Genomic DNA, 18,549 nt, shown 5'->3' on the forward strand with positions numbered 1-18,549 from the left:
GGCGCCGGCGTACCGGCCTCAGCGGCGGTTCGGCCGTCGCCACCAGAGCCAGCTGACGACGGTCAGCATGCCCGCCAGGACGACCAGGCGTACGAGGGCCCTCTCACGCCCACGGCCTGTGCACCGGGATGTCTGCGGTCTCGACGGCAGCGGCGCGGCCTGTACGAGGGGCGCTACCGCTACCGGTGCGGGTCCCAGCACCGATGGTGGCGGCACGGGCGTCCTGCCCGCCGCCGGAGCCCGTTCCTCGGGCGCGCCGTCGCGGCGGGAACGGCGCAGTCGGCGACCCGGCCAGCCGCTGACCGGTCCGACGAGGGTGAGCAGCGCCGGTACCAGCAACGAGCGCACCAGGATGGCATCGAGCAGGATCCCGACCGCCATGGCGAACGCCAGCTCCCGGAACGGGCTCAGCGGCACCAGCGCCAGCAGGCCGAAACTGGCGGCGAGGGTGACGCCTGCGGCGGTGACGGCCCGGGTGGACTGAGGTATGGCCACCAGCATCGCCGATCGCAGTGGTCGCCGCCGTGCCTCGTGCCACACCTGGCCGACACTGAAGATGTTGTAGTCCGAGCCGAGGGCCACCAGCAGCACAGCGGCCGCGAACGGCACGTAGAAGGTCAGCCCGTCGTGGCCGAGCAGGTCCTGGAACACCCACGTGGTGAGTCCGAGGGTCGCACACAGGGCCAGCAGGTTGGCCGCCAGCAGGTACAACGGGGCCACCAGTGCGCCCAGGAAGACCACCAGCAGGACCAGATTCACCACCAGGGTGGCGATGGTGATGCGCTTGAGATCGTCCATGGTCGCCGTCACCACACCCTCGGCGATGGCGGTGTCGCCGGCGACGTTCGCCTCCGCTCCGGGCAGGCCGACGGCCCGCAGCAGGACCGGCAGGTCGGCCCGCAGACCGGCCACGGTGTCGACGGCCGAGGCGCCCAGTGGTTGATCGTCGAGCACGATCAGGTACCGGGCGGCATTGCCGTCGCGGGACAGCACCAGCCCCAGCTCGACCGGAAGGACCTGGTCACCGGGCCCCAGCACGCCGGCCACTCCCGGTCGTTGCTCGAGCAGGGCCCCGAGTTTCTCCAGGTTGACGCGTTGCCCGGTGATCCCCTCGCCCTCGACCAGCAGCACGGTAGGCGACACGATGCCCTCGGAGAAGCCTGTCCGGGCCTCGACGGCCGCCTGACGGACCGAATTGTCCGACGGCAGGCTGGGCACGAAGGACAGGCCCAGATCCAGGTTGCGAGCCGGCGCCGCCATGAGCAGCAGACCCGCGACGCAGCCGAGCAAGACCCCGGCCGCGGTGGACCGGCGCACCAGCAACCGTGTCCACCAGGTGGAGGCGACCTCGGTGGCGCCGGACGCCACGACCGGCGCGATCCGGGGCCGGCTCGGCCAGAAGACGGCACCACCCAGGATGGCCAGCATCGCCGGCACCAGGGTCACCGCGACGGCCATACCGATCAGCACCGCCAGGGCCATGCCGGGACCGAAGGCCTGGAAAAGCGCCGAACGCGCCACCAGCAGAGCACCTGTGCCGCACGCGACCGTGATGCCGGCGACGGTGACGATGGGCGTGAACCGGGCAGTGGCCCGCTCCGCGGCGACCAGCCGCGAGGCGCCCGCGGACAGCTCCCGGCGCATCCCGAACAGATAGAAGATGACGTAGTCGGTCACCACGCCGAGCAGCAGGGCGACCAGCAGAGGTTCCAGCTCGCCCGGCACCGACACCCCCAGCGTCGCCGCCACCGATCCGGCGGTGCTGATGGTGATGAGGATGGCCGTGCCGGCGGTCACCAGAGCCACCAGCGGCGCCAGCAACGACCGGAAGGCCACCGCGACGATGAACACCACGACGGCGAGGGTGACGATCTCCACGGTGGTGAGCCACCCCTGCAACACAGCCCCCTGCTCCGTCCGCGCCGGGATGGTGCCGGTGACCCCGACGACGCTGTCCTGCGGGCCGTAGTGGTTCGCCACGAAGGTGCGCGCGGCGGCCGTCTGCTCGTTGAATCCCACACTCGGCGGCATGAACAGCAAAGTGATCACCGTGGTGCCGCTCTCACGCGCTCCGGGGAAGGCTCCGAAGGTGTTCGGCACCGGGATGGCGCCCAGGATCGGCCCCAGATCGTCGTACTGGCCCTGCGTGACGGCCGCGGCACGGGCGATGGCCTCGGTCTGGGTGAGCGCGGAGAGCCCGCCCGGGTCGCGCTGCACCACGGCGACCCGGCTGAGCAGCGGGAACCCGAAAGTCTGTACGGAACGGAGTTCCGTCCGGATGGCCGGGCTGTCGACGGAGACGAATCCCTCCACGCCCCCGGAGCCTCCACCGGAGCCCGGGGTAACGGCCAGACCGGCCACCGCTACCGCAGCCCAGGCCACCACGACGAACCAGCGCAGGCGGACGACCAGGCGGGCGTAGGCGCCGACGATCGACCGCCGCGGCCGTGCGGCCGCCGTCATCGACGGACCTCCGCGATCATGTCGCGGCGCAACCCCAGACGCCTCAGCTCTGCGTCCGCCAGCGCCTTCGGGCGTCCCTCGGTCAGATCACCCCACGGGTCGTCGGTCACTTGTTGCAACCGGTGCAGCGGCACAAGGTCCACAGCCCGGTGCGCCAGGTAGAACTCGGCCATCGATCGCCGGGCAGGATCACTCAGCAAGCGCCGCAGGGCGGTGACCTCCCGGCGCCGGGCGATCCGGGCCGGCAGGTAGGGCGCCAGCACCGGCACGATCGGCGCCGTGCCGACCGCGACGGCGAGCAGCACAGCGAGTCTTCTGCCGTACGCCGACGTGTCACGTCCGCTGCCGGCGATTTCGGCTGCGGTGGCCCGCACCTGATCGCCCAGCTGTTCGGGCCACCGGCCGACCAGAGGCAGACCGCCGGCGTCCTGCAGCACCTCCCCGGCACTGTCGAGCGTGCGCCCGGACTGCACCAGGGTGTCGCCGATCGCCGCCAGCTCCCAGAGGGAAAGCCCGACCCAGACGCCGACCGCCGTCCACAGCAGCAACCAGAAGAGTACGAGGCCATCGATCACGTTCAACGTCGCGGCGTCTGCCCGGCGGATCAGTTCAGCCATGGCGAGCCGCTACCCGAAATCGCTTCGCGTACCTCGGGAGCGGGTAGGCGATTTTCACCTGACTTCGAAGGAGGCGGTCATGTCCCGACCCGCTCACCCATCGGACGCGTCGATCGACGCCTCCCGGCCACGTCCATGGTTCTGGATCGTCCCCGCCTTGACGTTCGTCGTCGGGCTCCTGCTCGGCGGCACCGTCATGGCGACAGCGGGCAACTCGAACGACGACATCGCCGCCGGTCCCGGACCCGTCGCCACGGCCACCGCGTCACCGGCTCCCTCCTCGGGCGACCGGACGATCACCGTACCGGCCAGCTGCGAGCAGGGCCTCGAGCGGGCCCGCACCGCCCTGTCCACGGTCGGAGAAACGGTCGAGGCCGCGCGCAGTTTCAATTCCGGACGGTTGCAGGAGCTGCTCGACCGCCTGCAGAACGCTCAGCAGGAGGTGGAGAGGCTCGCCCGGCAGTGCCGGACAGAGGTGCCGGACAAGAACTGAGCAGGACCGCCAGAGCCAGCTCCTTCGCAGGTTGAGATCAGCGATACCGGGGCGTTGTCACCTCCGACGACGGCTCGCCACCGTGAGTATCAGTCCGACGGTGAGGCAGGTGAGTGCCACCGCGGTCCACTGAGAGCTGACCATCAACATGGTCAGCAGTCCCCAGACGCCGGCTGCCGAGGCAGCCCATACGACCGGATGTCCTGCCGATGCGGCGGACCGATCGGTTGTCGGGGGCTGTTCGGCCCTCAGGCGGTCGACGATCCTCTGGAATTCGTCGGTGCTCCCGGCACAGGAACCGGCCTTGTCGCCGGTCACACGTATCGCGTTGCAGACATCCACCACGCCGGTGACATCACGCGCCGCGTCACCGACCGCCTGCTTGTGGACCTGCCTGTCGACGGTGCCGCTGAGCAGCACGACGCGGTTGTGCACCCGTACGGTGACCCGTCGATGGCGAGTACGGACATCACTGAGGAGGGCGTCCGCGACCTGGTAGGTGAGCCAGAGGTCCGGATCGTCCGTGGCGGGAGACCGGCGCCGGCCATCGGGGGACGGTCCGTCTTCCGGCAAGGGCCACATCATCATGGTGTTCTCCGTTCGGCTGCACAGAATCCGCACGTCCAGGCTGGGGGCTGGCCTTGGCGGAAGCCGCACCGACCCGTGACAGTCGGATGACAATCGCGGCCGCAACCCGGGCCCTGGCGACGGTGACCGGGAGCAGTCCCCTCCTGCGCCGTTCGCCACGGAAGCTCCGGGCAGGATCGACCGTCATGGGATTGTCACGTGCTCGCGGCACTACCGTTGTGGGACCACCGGAGAGTGGTCTGTGGTGCTGAACCCACCGAGCGGTCAGTGTGCGGGCGCACCGATGCGGGCGCCCGCACACGCCTCTTTCGGACCCTCGAGCCCTCGGGGCAGTCGCGGCATCGTCATGGACATGTCACGTCGTCGTGTCGAATCCACCACTGTGGCGCGTGAGGCTGGATTCATCACCGATTCCAGGAGGCAGCGCATGCGTACTTTCATCGCGGGCATCGCCGTGCTGGGCGTACTGACAGCCGGTCTGGGCGTGTTCCTCACGACGGGGTGGATCATCCTTGTCGGCGCCTCGGCCGTCGTGATCGCACTCGTCGTGGGTGCTCTCACCGCTCCGGCGACACGCCGGCAACAGTGACAGCGACACCAGCGCCGGCGCGTCACCCGGCGCCGGCGCTGTGCCCGGTTCTTGCCCCCTCATGGCCGGTCTCGGCTCCCGGGGGTGCGATCCGGTCCGGATGACCGATGTCCACGTAGAAACTCCCGACATCAAGACCGACGCGGAACACAGGACGGACGTCCGCCGCCCCGTCGGTCAGCTCGATCACGATCTCGGTCACCAGGCCCCGGTCCGGATGCTGAACGATCTCGGTCACCGCCTCGGTGTGCGGCGTCAGGCGCTGTTCGCGCGGACCCTCGACGTGATTGAACCTCACTGTCAGGACCTCATCGTCGGCCCGGTCGTCGTAGGCGACCCGGTAACCGGGGCGGTCACCGTCGAAGGCGAACACCACCCGGTCGTACGCGTCGTGCGGTTGGATCGACACTCCCGTCAGCGTCGCGGGCGAGGTCTGTGTCGCCGCTCCGGGGCCGCGGCGCTCGTCGGTCCTCCATGCCGGACCGGCGAGGTCGTCGGCATGCACCGGGGATACCGCTGTGCTGCAGGCGGTCGTCGAGATCGCGACACCCAGCGCCAGGACCGCGACAGCCGTCCAGCGCTTGCCCGGGCGGACGACGAGCCGCGGTTCACTGCTGATGTGACGCGCCGGTGACGAGCAGAGCATCACACACGTCCCTTATCCCGAGGATCGACGCCGCTGCGGCGACCGCTGCCCTGCGGGCCTCCTGCGACCCGACGTCGCCGTCCAGGATGGCGACCCCGTTCTGCACGGACAGATCGATGCAGCCGTCGGTGACTGCCGGGTCGTCGAGGAGCGCCCGGGCGACCTCGTGCAGGAGTCGTTGATCGACGGTGCGCCGGCGATCCGGTCGCTCACAGGCGGCGGGATCGGCCGCGGGGGCGCGCCGCGGCGTTGCGGGGTACCACTCCGGGTACATCCAGAAGTACATGGGACGGCTCCCAGCTCATCGACGGTTGCCTGTCCAGACCAACCTGCCTGCTGGATGTGGCGGGAAGCCCGCGAGGACATCACAGTTGCGTGACCGTCCGAGGCAGCCCGCCGTCCACCGCCGACGCACGGCTGAGGTCAGGGTCCGGGATGCCGATGGCGAGGACAGCCACGCCGGACCGCCGGGCGCTGGGGACCGCTCGAGAGGTAGCGCCAGGCACGCCAGATTCGACGGTGCGTCGTGCAACTCGACTGCTGGGAGCGTTCCGAGCCCGACGGCCTCACCGGCATCCCGCGCTACCCCGTTGCCGGATGGTGCCCGTACGGGAGGACTCCTCTGGCGGTACCGCCGACATCGCCTGGGGCACGGTCGGGAACCTGCGGAGCGCGTGGCCCATCCGGGCCGTCTCCAGAGCGCTGCCCACCACGGCGTGCTTCGCCACGAGCAGCAGTGCCCCGCCTCGCCGGCGCGCCGCGAAGCCGCCGGTGACCAAAGTGTTCAACGCGATCCGGTCGACAGCCGTCACCAGGTCCAGATCCATGATGACCCAGGAATGCCTCCGGAAAGAGGTTTCCAGCGCCGTCCGCAAAGCCGGGACCACGTCCACGCCGAGATTGCCGACGACGCGGATCAGGGTCGCACCGGCCATACCGCAGACGGTGACATCGGCGGCGCCAGTCGCGCCCTGTTGCTTGTCATGGTTGGTGGCAACAACTGTCATCATCGGCCCATCTGTCGCCCGGTTCCGACAGCAGTCTGGCCCGGCAACATCGCGGAGGTCACCCGGGACCATGACAGATTCATGACGATCGGCACACCGCTCCGGGCGCGTTGCCGAAAGCTCTTTCGGCAAATCCTGCATTCCCGGAGAAACTCGGTCACCGAGGGGTACATCTGAGGAGCGCAACCACACCGAGGAGGTGTCTCATGCTCCAGGGAAGGTTGAAGCGGCTCGCCGCGCCAGCGATCGTCCTGCTGATCTTCGCGGTGGCCGCCTGCACGTCCCCGGGCCGATGGCACGGTACGGAACCGACCGCGCCGGCACCGAGTACTTCGGCGCCGGCGACCGTACGCACGATCGCGGACAGCGCAATCGGTGACCGGCTCACGGTGACCGCGGTGCTCGCCACCATCATCAGTGAGCGGTCATTCGTCGTTCAGGATGTCGATCTCCCGGACCGTGGCCTGCTCGCTCTGGGCCCTCTGCCGGAGAACACGAGCCCGACCGACCTGCTGACGATGCGAGGCGTCATCGCCACGTTCGACTTCGACCGCCTCGCCTGGACCTACGGGCTGGAGCCCGACAGCCGCTACGAGAAGTTCCTGGATCGCAAGATCCTCATCGCCCACGACGTGCGGTCCTGGGCCTGATCCGACGTGTCGGGGCCTTCGCCGGACGCCGACACAAGCCGGCGCGCGACTCCGCGTGTCTGCTCGGCGGCCTCCGATTCCGCTCACGCCGGCGCGATCAACCCGATGTAGTCACTGCCGTAGAACGGCCCACGGGACAGAGATCCGTCAGCACGCGGAACCTCGAGCCGATCCCCGTCCCGCAACAGCATCACCGAGGCGACGTCCGCACGGGAGGTCAGCGTGCAGACGATCTGGGCGTAGGCGAGGGTCTCGTCGGTTCGCGCACTGCCCTCGTCGGCTTCGGTGATCTCGGCCTCGGCCCTGGCGTCATCGCCTACGCGCACTTCGACCGACAGACCGGCCAGAGCAGTCGTCATGTCCCGCTCACGCTCGGCCTGGGTCGGACCCGCCAGCAGGTGATCGATCTGTTGCTGAGGAGTCGGTGGGGCGGCGAGACGGCGCACGGTCTGCACCAGGCGATCATCTCGGACCATGCACAGCACCTCGGCGACGTCACCGGTCGGGCCCTCGGGCGCGGCGTTGGTTTGAGGCTCGGTCAACGGCCGGCGCGGCAGGTCCACCGCGTGCGGTTCGGACTGTGTGGAGACCCCGCACGAGCTCAGCAGTGCCGTGGCGAGCAGCGCGACGGCGAGTCGCCGCGATCGGATCACGGCAGGCACCCCGCGAGCTCGATCCGGAAGCGGGCGCCGCCACCGGGACGGTTCCGCACGTCGACCGAACCCTGGTGCGCGGCGGCGTGCTGGGCCACGATCGAGAGCCCCAGGCCGGTGCCGTCGGTCCCGCCCCGGGCGTTCGCCGCCCGGCCACGCACGAATCTGTCGAAGATCACGTCTCGGTCCTCCTCGGTGATTCCCGGCCCGGAGTCGTCCACCTCGAGGAAGGCGCGCTGGCCCTCGACCCGGCCGATGCGTACGGCCTCGACACCGCCGCCGTAGCGCGTCGCGTTGTCGATCAGGTTGCCCAGCGCCTGCTCGACGCGCCGGCTGTCCACCTGCCAGACCACCGGGAGGTCTCCTTCGACCCGCAACACATCCGCGGTCAGGCCCCGCGTCCGGCACACTCTCGTGACCAGCGCCGGGATGTCGGTCGGTGCACGGTTGGCCGGCCGGTCCGCGCGGGCCAGTTCGAGCAGGTCCTCCACCAGAGCCTGGAAGCGGGCCACCTCATCAGTGATCAACCCGAAGGCGGTAGCCGCCTTCGGATCGAGACCGTCACGGCGACGGTCCACCACGCTGATCGCCGCTGACAGCGTCTGCAGCGGTGACCGCAGTTCGTGGCTGACATCGGCGGCGAACCGCCGGTCACGTTCCATCCTGCGGGTGAGCTGGTCGGCCATGTGGTTGAAGGACTCCGACAGCTGGGCCAGGTCGGGCTCGGTCTCCGGGTCGAGCCGGGCGTCCAGGTCGCCGTCGGCGATCGTGCGGGCGGCGTCGGCCACCGCGGTCAGCGGGTGCAGCGCGTGCCGGGTGACGTACCACCCCACCGCCGCCCCGCCGCCGGCGACCATGATCGCCACCGCGGTGAGGACCAGGGCAAGCAGCTGCAGCGTCCGGTCCAGCTCGCGCAACGACACCACTTCGTAGAACACCGCCGAGGACGACAGGGGCACCGCGACGACCAGAGCCGGCTCGCCGGCCCGGCTGACCCGCTGGGCTCCTGCCTCACCGCCGCGCGCCATGGCCTGCAACGCCGGGGACACCGCGACGGTGGCATCGGGATCGGCGGTGCGGGAGAACCATCGGCCGTCGCGCTGCAGCAGCACGTAACGGTCGGCGCCGGTGTCGAGCGAGCGCAGCACCTCCAGCACGTCCGGGTCGCTTGCCTGCAGGCCCGCGTCGACCACGGCGGCGTCGAAGTACGCCGTCCTGACCGACGTACGCTCACGCTCGCTGAACAACGTCCGGCGGGTCAGCTCGTACGACACGAGCGTGACGCATGCGGACAGCAGCAGAGCGCCGATCGCGAACGCCGCACTGACCCGGGTCCGCAGGCCGAGCCGGCGCATCAGGGCATCACCAGGTCGCCGTGGCCGACCACCACGGGCCCGGCGCCGGTCGCGGGCGAGGCCCGAACATGCGCCCTGAGTCGCCTGATCCCCATAACCGCATGATGCCGTGAGAGGCGGGCCGGCGGCACGCCGGTGGCTTGTCCCGGCGGCATTGTCATGCAACTGTCACAGGTCCGGCGGACTTTCGCCGGTTGCCTCGGCCAGGCTGATCGGGTGGATGTCGACCTGCTCGTGCCGGCAAGGACGGTGTGCGCTCCCGCGCCGCCGCTCCCCTGCCGGTCCGGTGTGACCGGGATGCGATCGGCGCACCACGTTCCTGCACGAAGCCGCTCGGAGGGCAGCACGCGATGACCATCACCAGTCTTCTCACCGCGTTGGCCATCGGCCTGATCATCGGCGTCGTTGGACACCGGATCGGGCGGACGAGCCGTCACCTGCCGCTCTGGCTGCCACCGGCGGTCGGGGTGGGCGCTGCCCTGCTGGGCACCATCGGAGCCCGGCTCGCCGGCATCGATTCGCTGCACGTCAGCCCGGTCGAGATCGGGCTGCAGATCGGGCTGGCCGCAGTCGCCGTCGCGGTCGTCGTCACCACCACCGATCGGCGACAGGGTTCCGGTCGCTACGACCGCGTGGCCGGGACACGATGACGGCCGTGCCGCGGACCAGCCGGACCGCTGTGCTGATCTGTGACCAGTGCGGCTCGGAGGAGACCACCCCGGAGATGACCCGGGACAACGACGTGGTCTGGCCTCTGATCGCCAGTCACGGCTGGACCGGCTCGCCGTTCGCCACCGGCGCCCACCGTTGTCCCCGGTGCAGCATCACCGTGGCCCGGCCGGCGGACACGGTGCGCGATGCGCCGGCGCCGGCGCACGGCGCGTCGTACGACATCCGTGAGCACGACGACGCCGTGGTCATCACCCCGCTGACCGATGTCGACGCCGGCCTGGCCGAGGTGTTACGCGACGGATTGATGGCGGCTGCGGGCCGCTACGCCCACGTGGTGGTGGACCTGCGGGCGGTCCACTTCATCGACTCGAGTGGCCTGGGCCTGCTGGTACGGGCGCGCCAGGAGGCTCGCAGCCACGGCGGTACGGTCTCGTTGGCGGCGCCGTCCCGTTTCGTGTTGACGGTGCTGCACACCATGCGGCTGGATGTGGCCTTCCCGCACTTTCCCGACCAGGAGACCGCGCTGCGTCACATCAGAACGGCAGGCGCTCAAGCCCCATGAGGCGGACGGGTATCGTTACTCTCGGTGATCTTAAGCCCGCCCGGAGTCATGGTGCTGACCTCTGACCGGAGTCCCGCCACCTCAGCCCGTAGGGCCCGGATCTCGCCCAGCAGCGCGGCGGTGTCCGCCGTACCAGCTTCGTCGCGCTGCCGGTCCTCCACGGAGATCCGGTCGACGATCCAACTGGCCAGCGAACCCGTCACGAAGCCGATCAGGCCGATGCCGCCGATCATCATGGCAAGCGCGACCAGACGCCCTTCCACGGTCACCGGGGAATAGTCGCCGTAACCGACCGTGGTGACGGTGACGACCGCCCACCACAGGGCCTCCGGATAGGTGGCGATCGTGCCGTCCGGTACGCCCCGTTCCGCGTCGAGGACTGCCAGGGCCGCCACGACGACCAGCAGGACAGTCGTCGCCGCGACGTACACAGCCAGCCGGCCCCGGGTGAGCATCTCGGTACGGCGATTCAAGATCTTGATCGCGACGACGAGCCGGAGCGCCCGCAGCGGCCGCAGGATCGGCAGCAGCAACACCGCCAGATCGAACCAGTGCGTGCGGGCGAACCGGCGCCGGTCCCGGGCGAGCGCCAGGCGCACCACGTACTCGACGCCCAGCAGTGCCCAGATGACGATGTTGGCCGTCGCGCAGACCCGCCGCCAGTCCGCGTCGAGGCCCGGCTCCAGGATCGGCGCCGCATAGACCACCAGGAACAGCACTGACAGGATGGTCAGCGGCAGCGCGGTCCGGTGCTCCCACCCGTTCAGCCGTTCCTCATCTGGTACACCCACCACGTCTTGCCACTGCCTTCCGTCACCGGGTCGCCCGATCGCCAGGGCGTTGTGCCCACCGTCGGACCGTAACGGCTGATCAGTCCTGGGAGCGGTACACGTCGACGGTCAGCATGTTGCACACGTCAAAGACGCCGGACGTGGCCCAGGCACGACGCCCGGCCGCGTCGCGCGTTGCCGGGGTGTCGGCGTAACCCTCGAGGATCACGACACCGTTCTGCACCGTCACGACCATCCGGCCACCGCTGACCTCCGGATCCTGGTTCACCTCGTCGGCGACCCGCCGGCTCAGGAATTCCTCGGCGTCGAGCACCTCGTCGGCGACCCAGTCGTCAGACCCGTGTCCCCGGGAGCGCCAGCCGTCGTTGTCCGGCCACAGCGGCACCATGCTCAGCGCCTCACCGTCGGGACGGCCGGCGCACCGGCATCGTCATCCTGGATGTCCAGAACCCGGTCCACCCGGGCCAGGCTCAGCATCCGCCGGACCCGTGGCGACGCGCCACTTACCACCAACCGCCCGTCCGCGCACACCATCGACCGGTGCGTCTGCAGCAGCATGACGACGGCGGAGGCGTCGATGCCGGGGCTGTCGTGCAGGTCGATCACGAGCAGAGCGGGTTCCAGGCCCACGGCGGCGGCGATCGTGTCGCCCCACCGCTGGACCGCGGCGCCCTCCAGCGCCTCGGTGACCACCACGGTGGTCTCGGGAATGGTGTGCTCCGGCATCCGGACCTCCTCAGGTGACCACGTCGTAGCCAGGCTGGCGAAACGATGTGGCGGCGACCCGGCATCCCTATGACGGTTGCGTGACAGTGCGCCACGGTGCGGGCTTTGCGGTCGCCGGGAGGCCCGACCGGGGGGATGATGCGACGATGTCCGCTGTACTGGTGATCGAAGATGACGATCGGATCCGGCTCTCACTCGTGATGGCGCTGGAGGACGAGGGCTATACCGTGTCGGGCGCGGCCAACGCCGAGGAGGGTCTCGCCGCTCAGCGCAGCCGGCCCGCCGACACCATTCTGGTGGACCTGATGCTGCCCGGCATCGACGGCTTCGAGTGCATCCGGCAGATCCGCCGCACCGACGACGCGCCGATCGTGGTGATCAGTGCCCGCGACGACACCCATGACATCGTGGCCGCGCTGGAGGCCGGTGCCGACGATTACCTGGTCAAACCGGTGGCGGTCAAGGAACTGACCGCGCGCCTGCGAGCGCTGCGGCGCCGAGCCCGCGCCATCGGCCCCGAAACGGTGCAGGTCCTGCGCTTCGGCGACCTCGAGGTGGAGCCGGAGGCCGGCGAGGTCCGGCTGCACGGCACGCCGGTGCAGGTCACCCGTACGGAGTTCCAGCTGCTCTGCGAGCTCGCCGAGCACGCCGGCAAGGTCCTGTCACGCCAGCAGCTGTTGCAGCGGGTGTGGCAGTACGACGGCGGCGACGAGCGCCTGGTCGACGTCCACGTCGGCAGGCTCCGGCAGAAGATCGAAGACGATCCGTCGGCGCCCAAGCACCTGGTGACCATCCGCGGGCTGGGTTACAAACTGCATCGCTGACACATCGGCAGCGCCCGGCGGACGATGGTGCCGCCGGCTCCTGCCGCGCCACGCCCGAACGACCCGGGTTGATCTTGGCCCGGCAGCGCCCCGTGACCACTGCGACCCCGGCCCCCAGCGCCTCGCGAAATCCTCATCCCACCGATTCCGATCACCGGACGGCGGGTAGGCGTGCCTGACTCGAGCCACCTGGCAACGATGTCAACGGTAGGAGGAGCCATGCGTCTCTCGCGGCGAATCGCAGCTGCGGCCTTGGCCATAACGACGCTGCTGCCCATGTCGGCGTGCGGCGGCAACGAAGACAGTGCGGACGGCGACGCCGTCGAAGTGTTCACCTGGTGGGCCGACGGCGGCGAGAAGGCCGGCCTCGACGCGCTCGTCGGCGTGTTCGCCCAGCAGTGTCCCGACCAGACGTTCCAGAACGGCGCCGTGGCGGGCGGAGCCGGATCGAATGCCAAGCAGGTTCTCGCCTCACGGCTGCAGACCGGTGCGCCACCGGACACCTTCCAGGCCCACGCCGGCGCGGAGCTCGTGGACTACGTCAAAGCCGGGCAGGTGGAGAACCTGAGTGACGCCTACGACCAGTGGGCGCTGCGCCAGGCGTTCCCCCTGGGCTTGATCGAGAACCTCACATACGAGGGCAGGATCTACTCGGTGCCGGCGAACATCCACCGCGCCAACGTGGTGTGGACCAACAAGAAGGTGCTGGCCGACGCCGGCGTGACCACGGCCCCGACGTCGATGGACGAGTTCTTCGCCGCGCTGGACAAGGTCAAGCGGTCGGGTATCGAGGCCCCGCTGGCCGTCGGCAAGGACTGGACGCAGCTGATGCTGCTGGAAGCGGTGCTGATCAGCGACCTGGGCCCGCACAAGTTCGCCGGACTGTGGAACGGCGCCACCGACTGGAAGGGCGCCGAGGTCACCAAGGCCACCAACGACTACAAGCGGCTGTTGACCTACGCCAATGACGACCGCGACGCGCTGGACTGGACCGACGCCGAACGGCTGCTCATGAACGGCCGCGCCGCGTTCCAGCTCATGGGCGACTGGGAGGCCGCGGATCTCGACGCCAAGGGCTTCAAGGACTACGGCTACTTCACGTTCCCCGGCAACGGCGAGACGTTCCAATGGCTGGCCGACTCCTTCACCCTGCCCCGCAACGCGCCGAACCCCGACGGTGCCCGCTGCTGGCTGAAGACCGTCGGCAGCGCGGCCGGTCAGCAGGCCTTCAACACCCAGAAGGGCTCGATCCCGGCGCGGATCGACGCCGACCCGGCGAACTACCCGCCCTACCAGCAGTCGGCGATGGCCGACTGGAAGACCGCCACCCAGGTGCCGTCCTGCGCCCACGGCGCCGCCTGTTCCCAGGGGTTGCAGGGCGCGGCGAACTCCGCCATGGCCAAGTTCTCCACCGACCTCGACATCGCGTCGCTGCAGAACGCTCTAGCCCAGGCCACGTCGCAGTTCACGACCAGCTGACCGGCACGAGGGGCGGGCCGGACGCGCCCGCCCCTCGCAGGGAGGGAATGCAATGACAAAGAATCTGCGGCGCTGGGGCCCAGGCTTGCTGCTCCTGTCACCCTCGCTGATTCTCCTGGCGGTCTTCGTGTATGGGCTGATCGGCTGGACCGTCAAAGTGTCGCTGTCGGACCAGCACGACGCCCTGGGGTCGAAGGGCTTCGTCGGACTGGACAATTACGTCTACCTGTTCACCGAGGACATCAACGGCCGGTTCCTGCACTCGCTGAGGAACCTGGCCGTCTTCACGGTGGTGTTCATGGTCGGCACCATGCTGACCGGGCTGCTGTGGGCGTTCCTCCTGGAACGGGGCGTCCGCGGGGAGGGAGTCTTCCGGACGGTCTACCTGTTCCCGATGGCCGTGAGCTTCGTGGCCTCCGGGGTCGTCTGGCGATGGCTGATGAATCCGAGCACCGGTGAGCGCGCCGGCGGTCTCAACGCCATCTTCCAGAGCCTGCATCTGGACTTCCTGCAGAGCGAGTGGTGGACCAATCCGCAATGGGGCATGTCGGCCATGGCGATGCCGGCGATATGGCAGCTCTCCGGGTACGTCATGGCGTTGTTCCTGGCCGGCTTCCGGGGCATCCCGAACGAGCTGCGGGAGGCCGCCGCCGTCGACGGAGCCTCCACCTTCCAGCTCTACCGCCGCGTCCTCTTCCCGCAGCTGACCCCCGTCGCCCTGTCCGCGGTGATCATCATCGGGCACATGTCGATGAAGATGTTCGACCTGATCATGAGCGTTTCCGGGGCCCAGTGGCTCACCGAGGTTCCCGCGGTCTACGTCTGGCAAGCGCTGCTGACCAGCGACTACGCCAAGGCGGCAGCCATCAGCGTCATTCTGCTGCTGGTCGTGGCGGTGGTCGTGGTGCCGTACCTCGTCTACACCGACCGCCAGGAGAAGCGAGCATGACCACGACCAGCAACGTCGCCGCTCCCCCGGCGACGCCCGTACCGCAGCACCGTTCCGCGGCGCGGCGCCGCACGCCGGCCTCCATGGCCGGGGCCGCCGTGAAGTACACGCTCGTGCTGCTCTTCCTGATCATCGTGCTCATGCCGGCCTACGTGCTGGTCGTCACCAGCTTCAAATCGGGCTCCGAGATCGGCGTCTCCGGACAGTGGGACCTGCCTGAGCGCTGGACCACCGAGTCATGGGCCAAGGCGTGGAGCGCCCTGCGACCGTCGTTCCTGCGCACGATCGAACTCGCTGTGCCGGTGGCCCTGATCTCCTCACTGCTCGGCGCGGCGAACGGCTTCGTCCTGTCGCGCTGGCGTTTCCCCGGCGCCGACGTGGTCTTCACGTTGATCCTGTTCGGGATGTTCATTCCCTACCAGGCCGTCATGATTCCGCTGCGTGACATCGTCACGACGATCGGACTGCCACCGGGTATCCCCACCCTGATCTTCGTGCACTCCGTGTACGGCATCCCGATCTGCACGCTCATCTTCCGCAACTACTACGCCACGACCGTGCCCGAGGACATCGTCGAGGCGAGCCGGGTCGACGGCGCCGGGCTGCTGCGCACCTTCCGGTCGGTCATCCTGCCGGTGTCGATCCCGGGCTTCGTCGTCACGATCATCTGGCAGTTCACCTCCGCCTGGAACGACTTCCTCTTCGCGATCTTTCTGTCCAACACCCGCAACGGCCCCATCACCATCGCCCTGAACGCACTGGCCGGCGCGCAGTCCCCGGACTATGCGGCGGCGATGGCCGGCGCTCTGATCACCAGCCTGCCCACACTGGTGGTGTACATCCTGCTCGGCAGATGGTTCATCGGCGGGCTGATGGCCGGATCCGTCAAGAGCTGACGAGCCGCCGAGGCTTCGGCGGGGCGGGCGCTCGCGGCTGGAGCGAGACGCCCGCCTCGTCGATGCCGGCTCAAGAGTGGCCGGGCTGAGGATCAGGCCCGGGTGAACGTCCAGGTCACGTCCGGACCGTTGGCGCGGGTACGCAGCCGCAGCGTCTGACCCGCGCACTCATAGGTCCCGCCGCGCAGAATCGGCTGAACGTCGACGGCGCCGGCGGCACCGGGCAACGTGTCCCGGGTGATGTCGGCGAGGTTGACCCCGTCGAGCAGGGTGACGGTGAACGGTTCGCTGAGCCGTACGGTCGCGTTCAGGTCGCTCCAGCTGATGCGTCCCTGGGGGATCCAGCGCCCCGTGCCATCGCTGCCGTCGAAAGTGACCGATCCCCGGAAGGACCCCTTGTACGCGACCGTGCCGCGCACGTCCGCGCCGGCGGCCTCTGCCGTGAAGGTCAGTGGCTTCGCTGCCCGGAAATCGACCTCTGTCCGACCGTCGGGGTCGACCGTCACCGCCGTACCCGTCCCGCCGGCGATGCGACCACGCGCATCACCGATACTGCCGGCCGACGCCACGCCCGTGGCCCGCCACCGCCCGGTGACGCAGGACGGCGCGGGATCCGCCGACGGAGTCACGGCAGAGGTCGGCTCGGCTCCCGGCGGGGTCGAGGCACCGGGCGGGACGGGAGCTCCCGGCGGGGCGGAGGTCGCCGGCATGGTGGCCGTCGGTGAGGTGGGCGAGCCTGCGGCGGAGGGGTCCGTGTCGTCGTCCCCGCAGGCTGCGACACCGGTCAGGAGCACTGCGGCGAGAATCATCCGATCGATCCTCATGGTGATCACCTTCTTGTCCGGGAGCGGAATCGATGCATCTCCCTGGCATTACCCGGGAGTCACGCGGTCGTGTGGCCGTCCCGTGACAGTTCGTTGACCGTTTCGCCGGCGTGCGGTCCCCCGCGTGGATGCTCGGGAGGTACAGCAGAGGACACCACGGTCGTGACACCCAAGCCGCGGCCCAGCCGCGCTGTAGGTGACGCCGAGGAGCGCAGCCGGCAACGCCGTGCGGCATCGACCGTGTTCGTGGCGGCTCCTCCGGGTAGGGCGCCGCCATGAAGGTCCATTTCGAGCAACGTCGCAGGACGATGAACCGCCGGGCAGCGCGGCCGCTGGAACGTTTCGGGCTCGAGGCGTCAGCGGGTCTCACAGCAGTCATCGTCGCCGGCGCCGCCTTCGCCCTTCTGCTCGGGCTCGTCCGGCAGCGGTGGGCGTGGTTGGCAGGTTTGGACGAGGCAGTAGCCGCCTCGCTGAACGGGCTGGTGGCCGAAAGCGACATCACCGTCAACATCCTGCGAGCGGTGACCGAGTTCGGCGGCCGCAACATCCTGACGCTCACGCTACTGATCGGCGCCGGCTACCTGCTCATCCGCCGGCTGCCCCGTCTCGCCGGGTACGCCGCGATCACGAGCATAGGCGCCCTCATTCTCGACCCGGTGGTCAAACTGCTGGTCGAGCGCCTCCGTCCGGTGGTGGACATGCCGGTCGCGACCGCCCCGGGACCGAGCTTCCCCAGCGGGCATGCCCTCGGCTCCATCGTCTCCTACGGCGTGCTGCTCTTGATCTTCCTGCCCACCGTGCCTCGCCGGCGAAAGCCTGTCGTCGTCACCCTCGTGGCCGGCCTCGTCGTCATGGTCGGGGTCACCCGGATCGCCCTGGGTGTGCACTACCTGACCGACGTGCTGGGTGGCTGGACGCTCGGGATCGCCTGGCTGGGCGTCACCGCGGTGGCGTTCCGCCACTGGCGTGCCGACGTCGGCCGGCTGATCGCACCGGTCGATGAAGGTCTGGCGCCGGAGGCGGCATCGAAGCTCACCGCCACCACGGACCGACCGCAGCGGCAACGATCGAGGCTGCAAGTTGTCACCGGATCGGTCGTTGCCGCCGTCCTGGTCATCGGCGCCGTTGTCGGCGCCGGTGTGCTGGTGACCGCCGTACTGTCCGGCAGCGCCATCGGCCGGGCGGACCGCGCCGCCGTCGCCTGGTTCGCTGCTCACCGCAGTTCGGCCTGGACCGCCGCCACCGATGCACTCAACACCTTCGGCGACACCGGCGCGGTCATCACCGTCACCATCGCTGTCGGCGGGCTGGCCCTGGCGGTGTTCCGCAGTTGGCGGCCGATCGCCTTCCTGTGGACGGTGATGGCCGGTGAGGTGGTCATCTTCCTGGTCTCCTCCACCGTGGTGACCAGGGCCCGGCCGGCCGTACAAACCCTGCAGCCCGACCTGCCGCCCACCGCCAGTTTCCCCTCCGGGCATGTGGCCGGTGCCATCTGTCTGTACGCGGCGATCGCACTGCTCGTCCGGCAGGCTGCTCCCGGACGGGTCTGGCCGATGATCGCCTGGACCGCCGCTGTGGTGATACCCGCCGGGGTGGCGGTGGCTCGGCTCTACCGCGGCGTGCACCACCCGAGCGACATCGCCGGCAGCGTCCTGCTCGCTGTCGCCTGGCTCACGGCAGTCTGGTTCATCATGCGTCCCGACCGGCTCGGCGGCCGGAGATCCGCCCAGTGACCTGGGGAAGCTCGCGCCGCCTCAGCAACGGT

22 protein-coding genes are annotated in these 18,549 nt (G+C 69.6%); 10 read left to right on the plus strand and 12 right to left on the minus strand.

What is annotated here, in order from left to right; genetic code table 11:
* Positions 1–18: 18 nt before the first annotated feature.
* Together Aau02nite_RS24055 and Aau02nite_RS24060 are read right to left on the minus strand one after the other, a co-directional pair.
* A complete protein-coding gene (locus tag Aau02nite_RS24055) occupies positions 19–2,463 on the minus strand; it encodes an MMPL family transporter (RefSeq protein ID WP_212990811.1) in 2,445 nt (814 codons plus the stop codon).
* Positions 2,460–3,080 (minus strand): hypothetical protein, encoded by a 621-nt coding sequence (locus tag Aau02nite_RS24060; RefSeq protein WP_212990812.1) that lies wholly within the window; start codon positions 3,078–3,080, stop codon positions 2,460–2,462. The genes Aau02nite_RS24055 and Aau02nite_RS24060 overlap by 4 nt, the downstream gene beginning before the upstream one ends.
* Positions 3,081–3,159: 79 nt before the next feature.
* On the opposite strand from Aau02nite_RS24060, the gene Aau02nite_RS24065 reads away from it, so the two are divergent.
* Positions 3,160–3,573, plus strand: a complete 414-nt coding sequence (locus Aau02nite_RS24065; protein ID WP_212990813.1) for a hypothetical protein — start codon at positions 3,160–3,162, stop codon at positions 3,571–3,573.
* A gap of 57 nt (positions 3,574–3,630) precedes the next feature.
* On the opposite strand, the gene Aau02nite_RS24070 is transcribed toward Aau02nite_RS24065, so the two are convergent.
* Positions 3,631–4,161, minus strand: coding sequence for a BON domain-containing protein (locus tag Aau02nite_RS24070; protein ID WP_212990814.1), 531 nt, complete (start codon positions 4,159–4,161; stop codon positions 3,631–3,633).
* A gap of 352 nt (positions 4,162–4,513) precedes the next feature.
* On the opposite strand from Aau02nite_RS24070, the gene Aau02nite_RS24075 reads away from it, so the two are divergent.
* Positions 4,514–4,750 carry a hypothetical protein gene (locus Aau02nite_RS24075; protein ID WP_212990815.1) on the plus strand — a complete coding sequence of 79 codons (237 nt, stop codon included), beginning with the start codon at positions 4,514–4,516 and terminating at the stop codon, positions 4,748–4,750.
* Positions 4,751–4,772: 22 nt separating this feature from the next.
* On the opposite strand, the gene Aau02nite_RS24080 is transcribed toward Aau02nite_RS24075, so the two are convergent.
* From Aau02nite_RS24080 to Aau02nite_RS24090, 3 genes are all read right to left on the minus strand, one after another.
* A complete protein-coding gene (locus Aau02nite_RS24080) occupies positions 4,773–5,159 on the minus strand; it encodes a hypothetical protein (protein WP_212990816.1) in 387 nt (128 codons plus the stop codon).
* A 199-nt stretch (positions 5,160–5,358) separates the two neighbouring features.
* Entirely contained in the window at positions 5,359–5,682 is a 324-nt protein-coding gene (locus tag Aau02nite_RS24085; protein ID WP_212990817.1) for a BON domain-containing protein, read from the minus strand.
* A gap of 280 nt (positions 5,683–5,962) precedes the next feature.
* Complete coding sequence (locus Aau02nite_RS24090) at positions 5,963–6,544, minus strand: STAS domain-containing protein (protein WP_212990818.1); 582 nt, start codon at positions 6,542–6,544, stop codon at positions 5,963–5,965.
* Between the two features lie 65 nt (positions 6,545–6,609).
* On the opposite strand from Aau02nite_RS24090, the gene Aau02nite_RS24095 reads away from it, so the two are divergent.
* A complete protein-coding gene (locus tag Aau02nite_RS24095; protein ID WP_212990819.1) occupies positions 6,610–7,053 on the plus strand; it encodes a hypothetical protein in 444 nt (147 codons plus the stop codon).
* An 83-nt stretch (positions 7,054–7,136) separates the two neighbouring features.
* On the opposite strand, the gene Aau02nite_RS24100 is transcribed toward Aau02nite_RS24095, so the two are convergent.
* The gene (locus tag Aau02nite_RS24100) at positions 7,137–7,616 is read right to left on the minus strand and encodes a GerMN domain-containing protein (protein ID WP_246595396.1); all 480 of its coding nucleotides are present in this window, start codon (positions 7,614–7,616) and stop codon (positions 7,137–7,139) included.
* 86 nt (positions 7,617–7,702) lie between these two features.
* Complete coding sequence (locus Aau02nite_RS24105; protein WP_212990821.1) at positions 7,703–9,061, minus strand: sensor histidine kinase; 1,359 nt, start codon at positions 9,059–9,061, stop codon at positions 7,703–7,705.
* A 350-nt stretch (positions 9,062–9,411) separates the two neighbouring features.
* Here Aau02nite_RS24105 and Aau02nite_RS24110 point away from each other — a divergent pair, with 350 nt between their 5' ends.
* Positions 9,412–9,711 carry a GlsB/YeaQ/YmgE family stress response membrane protein gene (locus Aau02nite_RS24110; RefSeq protein ID WP_212990822.1) on the plus strand — a complete coding sequence of 100 codons (300 nt, stop codon included), beginning with the start codon at positions 9,412–9,414 and terminating at the stop codon, positions 9,709–9,711.
* Positions 9,708–10,295: an STAS domain-containing protein gene (locus tag Aau02nite_RS24115; RefSeq protein WP_212990823.1), complete on the plus strand. Its 588-nt coding sequence runs from the start codon at positions 9,708–9,710 to the stop codon at positions 10,293–10,295. The genes Aau02nite_RS24110 and Aau02nite_RS24115 overlap by 4 nt, the downstream gene beginning before the upstream one ends.
* On the opposite strand, the gene Aau02nite_RS24120 is transcribed toward Aau02nite_RS24115, so the two are convergent.
* The 3 genes from Aau02nite_RS24120 to Aau02nite_RS24130 all read right to left on the minus strand — a co-directional run bounded on the left by Aau02nite_RS24120 (position 10,283) and on the right by Aau02nite_RS24130 (position 11,812).
* Entirely contained in the window at positions 10,283–11,086 is an 804-nt protein-coding gene (locus Aau02nite_RS24120) for a potassium channel family protein (RefSeq protein WP_246595398.1), read from the minus strand. The genes Aau02nite_RS24115 and Aau02nite_RS24120 overlap by 13 nt on opposite strands.
* Before the next feature lie 79 nt (positions 11,087–11,165).
* Positions 11,166–11,474: a BON domain-containing protein gene (locus Aau02nite_RS24125; protein WP_212990825.1), complete on the minus strand. Its 309-nt coding sequence runs from the start codon at positions 11,472–11,474 to the stop codon at positions 11,166–11,168.
* Between the two features lie 2 nt (positions 11,475–11,476).
* Positions 11,477–11,812: an STAS domain-containing protein gene (locus Aau02nite_RS24130; protein ID WP_212990826.1), complete on the minus strand. Its 336-nt coding sequence runs from the start codon at positions 11,810–11,812 to the stop codon at positions 11,477–11,479.
* Positions 11,813–11,958: 146 nt separating this feature from the next.
* On the opposite strand from Aau02nite_RS24130, the gene Aau02nite_RS24135 reads away from it, so the two are divergent.
* From Aau02nite_RS24135 to Aau02nite_RS24150, 4 genes are all read left to right on the plus strand, one after another.
* A complete protein-coding gene (locus Aau02nite_RS24135; RefSeq protein WP_212990873.1) occupies positions 11,959–12,636 on the plus strand; it encodes a response regulator transcription factor in 678 nt (225 codons plus the stop codon).
* A gap of 219 nt (positions 12,637–12,855) precedes the next feature.
* Positions 12,856–14,115 carry an ABC transporter substrate-binding protein gene (locus tag Aau02nite_RS24140; RefSeq protein WP_212990827.1) on the plus strand — a complete coding sequence of 420 codons (1,260 nt, stop codon included), beginning with the start codon at positions 12,856–12,858 and terminating at the stop codon, positions 14,113–14,115.
* Between the two features lie 52 nt (positions 14,116–14,167).
* On the plus strand, positions 14,168–15,064 hold the full coding sequence (locus tag Aau02nite_RS24145) for a carbohydrate ABC transporter permease (protein ID WP_212990828.1): 897 nt from the start codon (positions 14,168–14,170) through the stop codon (positions 15,062–15,064).
* A complete protein-coding gene (locus Aau02nite_RS24150) occupies positions 15,061–15,960 on the plus strand; it encodes a carbohydrate ABC transporter permease (RefSeq protein ID WP_438841168.1) in 900 nt (299 codons plus the stop codon). Before Aau02nite_RS24145 ends, Aau02nite_RS24150 begins: the two co-directional genes overlap by 4 nt.
* A 92-nt stretch (positions 15,961–16,052) precedes the next feature.
* Here Aau02nite_RS24150 and Aau02nite_RS24155 read toward each other — a convergent pair whose 3' ends face one another.
* Positions 16,053–16,784, minus strand: a complete 732-nt coding sequence (locus tag Aau02nite_RS24155) for a hypothetical protein (protein ID WP_212990829.1) — start codon at positions 16,782–16,784, stop codon at positions 16,053–16,055.
* A gap of 275 nt (positions 16,785–17,059) precedes the next feature.
* Between Aau02nite_RS24155 and Aau02nite_RS24160 the strand changes: the two genes are divergently transcribed.
* On the plus strand, positions 17,060–18,517 hold the full coding sequence (locus Aau02nite_RS24160) for a phosphatase PAP2 family protein (RefSeq protein WP_212990830.1): 1,458 nt from the start codon (positions 17,060–17,062) through the stop codon (positions 18,515–18,517).
* Positions 18,518–18,549: the final 32 nt, after the last annotated feature.

Origin of the sequence: Actinoplanes auranticolor (assembly GCF_018332655.1) — a bacterium.
Taxonomy (GTDB): Bacteria; Actinomycetota; Actinomycetes; order Mycobacteriales; family Micromonosporaceae; genus Actinoplanes; species Actinoplanes auranticolor.

Excerpts from the sequence above, each read along its gene's own strand:
- Aau02nite_RS24160 (WP_212990830.1), top strand. The coding sequence starts at position 17,060 with ATGAAGGTCCATTTCGAGCAACGTCGCAGGACGATGAACCGCCGGGCA.
- Aau02nite_RS24065 (WP_212990813.1), top strand. The coding sequence starts at position 3,160 with ATGTCCCGACCCGCTCACCCATCGGACGCGTCGATCGACGCCTCCCGG.
- Aau02nite_RS24115 (WP_212990823.1), top strand. The coding sequence starts at position 9,708 with ATGACGGCCGTGCCGCGGACCAGCCGGACCGCTGTGCTGATCTGTGAC.
- Aau02nite_RS24140 (WP_212990827.1), top strand. The coding sequence starts at position 12,856 with ATGCGTCTCTCGCGGCGAATCGCAGCTGCGGCCTTGGCCATAACGACG.
- Aau02nite_RS24090 (WP_212990818.1), bottom strand. The coding sequence starts at position 6,544 with ATGCAGGATTTGCCGAAAGAGCTTTCGGCAACGCGCCCGGAGCGGTGT.
- Aau02nite_RS24105 (WP_212990821.1), bottom strand. The coding sequence starts at position 9,061 with ATGCGCCGGCTCGGCCTGCGGACCCGGGTCAGTGCGGCGTTCGCGATC.
- Aau02nite_RS24145 (WP_212990828.1), top strand. The coding sequence starts at position 14,168 with ATGACAAAGAATCTGCGGCGCTGGGGCCCAGGCTTGCTGCTCCTGTCA.
- Aau02nite_RS24075 (WP_212990815.1), top strand. The coding sequence starts at position 4,514 with ATGTCACGTCGTCGTGTCGAATCCACCACTGTGGCGCGTGAGGCTGGA.
- Aau02nite_RS24150 (WP_438841168.1), top strand. The coding sequence starts at position 15,061 with ATGACCACGACCAGCAACGTCGCCGCTCCCCCGGCGACGCCCGTACCG.
- Aau02nite_RS24055 (WP_212990811.1), bottom strand. The coding sequence starts at position 2,463 with ATGACGGCGGCCGCACGGCCGCGGCGGTCGATCGTCGGCGCCTACGCC.
- Aau02nite_RS24125 (WP_212990825.1), bottom strand. The coding sequence starts at position 11,474 with ATGGTGCCGCTGTGGCCGGACAACGACGGCTGGCGCTCCCGGGGACAC.
- Aau02nite_RS24085 (WP_212990817.1), bottom strand. The coding sequence starts at position 5,682 with ATGTACTTCTGGATGTACCCGGAGTGGTACCCCGCAACGCCGCGGCGC.
- Aau02nite_RS24095 (WP_212990819.1), top strand. The coding sequence starts at position 6,610 with ATGCTCCAGGGAAGGTTGAAGCGGCTCGCCGCGCCAGCGATCGTCCTG.
- Aau02nite_RS24070 (WP_212990814.1), bottom strand. The coding sequence starts at position 4,161 with ATGATGATGTGGCCCTTGCCGGAAGACGGACCGTCCCCCGATGGCCGG.
- Aau02nite_RS24110 (WP_212990822.1), top strand. The coding sequence starts at position 9,412 with ATGACCATCACCAGTCTTCTCACCGCGTTGGCCATCGGCCTGATCATC.
- Aau02nite_RS24135 (WP_212990873.1), top strand. The coding sequence starts at position 11,959 with ATGTCCGCTGTACTGGTGATCGAAGATGACGATCGGATCCGGCTCTCA.
- Aau02nite_RS24060 (WP_212990812.1), bottom strand. The coding sequence starts at position 3,080 with ATGGCTGAACTGATCCGCCGGGCAGACGCCGCGACGTTGAACGTGATC.
- Aau02nite_RS24130 (WP_212990826.1), bottom strand. The coding sequence starts at position 11,812 with ATGCCGGAGCACACCATTCCCGAGACCACCGTGGTGGTCACCGAGGCG.
- Aau02nite_RS24155 (WP_212990829.1), bottom strand. The coding sequence starts at position 16,784 with ATGAGGATCGATCGGATGATTCTCGCCGCAGTGCTCCTGACCGGTGTC.